The sequence below is a fragment of the Mycobacterium sp. DBP42 genome (assembly GCF_005924235.1).
Classification (GTDB): Bacteria; Actinomycetota; Actinomycetes; order Mycobacteriales; family Mycobacteriaceae; genus Mycobacterium; species Mycobacterium syngnathidarum.
In genome coordinates this window covers 1-1,731 of sequence record NZ_VCMY01000090.1, presented here as the reverse complement: position 1 = coordinate 1,731, position 1,731 = coordinate 1, and the positions used below count along the sequence as shown (strand labels likewise).

Sequence of the window (1,731 nt, the reverse complement as noted above, 5' to 3'; positions counted from 1 at the left end):
GCCCCGAACAACACCGGAATCGAAGACTCCACCACCGGCCGCATCAACACCGCCCGATGACCAACCTCATCCAACCGAGCACAATCAGCCGCATCCAACACATCTACAGCCGACAACCGCTGAGCAGTGTCAGCTGTGATCGCCGCCAATACACGTTGCAGCCTCTTGACGAGTGTGCGAACGCTCGCCGCGTCGAATACGTCGGTGCGGAACTCCACCACGCCGCCGATGCCGGCCGGGGCGCCCACGTCGTTGAAGCGTTCAGCCAGCGAGAACACCAGATCCATACGGGCGGTTCGGGTTTCTGCATCCATCGGTGTGGCTTGCACGTTACCCAGGTGCAGACTAGAAGCTTGCTCGGCGGCGAAGTTCTGCCATGACACCATCACCTGCACGAGTGGGTGGTGGGTCAGGCTCCGGGTCGGGTTGAGTCGCTCGACAAGTGCCTCGAACGGCACGTCCTGATGCTCGAACGCCGCCAACCCGCGTTGGCGTACCTGGTCCAACAGATCAGAAACGGTGGGGTCACCGCCCAGGTCCAGCCGTAGCACGAGAGTGTTGACGAAGAAGCCGACCAGTTCATCGAGGCCCGGATCGCTTCGGCCGGCAGTTGCGATTCCCACCGCCACATCGGAACTGGCACTCAGCTCGGAGAGCAGCGCTGCCAGCGCGGCCTGGACCACCATGAAGCTGGTCGAGTTGTGCTCGCGGGCGACGCGTGCCACCTGTTGCTGCAGTTCGGCAGGCCAATCCACCACCACACTGGAACCCTGGTAGTCGGCCACCGGCGGATACGGCCGATCAGTCGGCAGCTCGAGACGCTCAGGCAGATCGGCCAGTTCTTGTTCCCAATAGGCCAGCTGTGTGGCAATCACACTGTCCGGATCAGATGCCGACCCCAGCCAATCGTGCTGCCACAACGTGTAATCGGCGTACTGCACCGACAACGGCGCCCACTCCGGGGCCCGGCCGGCACAACGGCTTCCGTAGGCCGAGCCCAGATCCGCCACGAATGGCGTGATCGACCAACCATCGGCAGCGATGTGGTGGACCACCGCCACCAGAACGTGTTGATCCTCAGCTATCCGGAAGAGCGTTGCCCGCAATGGGATTTCCTGCGTGAGGTCAAAGTGCCGCCGTCCGACAGCTCCTGCCGCCTCCTCCAACCGATCCGCCGACCACCCGGTGGCGTCGACAACCTGCCAGCCCAGTTCTGCTTGTGCGGCCGGCACGACCAACTGCTGAGGAATCCCGTCGGCGACCCCGAACTTCGTGCGCAGGCTCTCGTGCCGCCCCACCACATCGGCCAATGCCTGTCCCAGCGCAGCCGCGTCCAGATTGCCGTCGAGCCGCAATGCCACCGCCATGTTGTAGATCGACGATGGCCCCTGCAATTGCTCCAAGAACCACAGCCGCTGTTGCGCGTAGGACAGTGGAATGACGTCCGGCCGCTGTTGAGCGACCAACGGCTGACGTCCACCCGAGCCCGCCTGGATGTTCGGTGCCAGCTGGGCGACGGTGGGCGCGTCGAACAAGGTACGGACGCTGACATCGGCGTCGAGGCCGGTGTTGACGGCGGCGATCAGTCTCATCGCCGTCAGGGAGTCGCCGCCGAGGTCGAAGAAGGAGTCGTCGATGCCGACCCGTTCCAGGCCGAGGACCTGGGCGTAGATGCCGGCCAGGATCTCCTCGGTCGCGGTGCCCGGCGCCCGATAATGATCGGTGCCGGTG

1 protein-coding gene is annotated in these 1,731 nt (G+C 64.4%); it reads right to left on the bottom strand.

The features are described from left to right. On the bottom strand, window positions 1–1,731 hold a 1,731-nt coding region (locus E0T84_RS31480; RefSeq protein WP_249383797.1), incomplete at both ends, for a condensation domain-containing protein.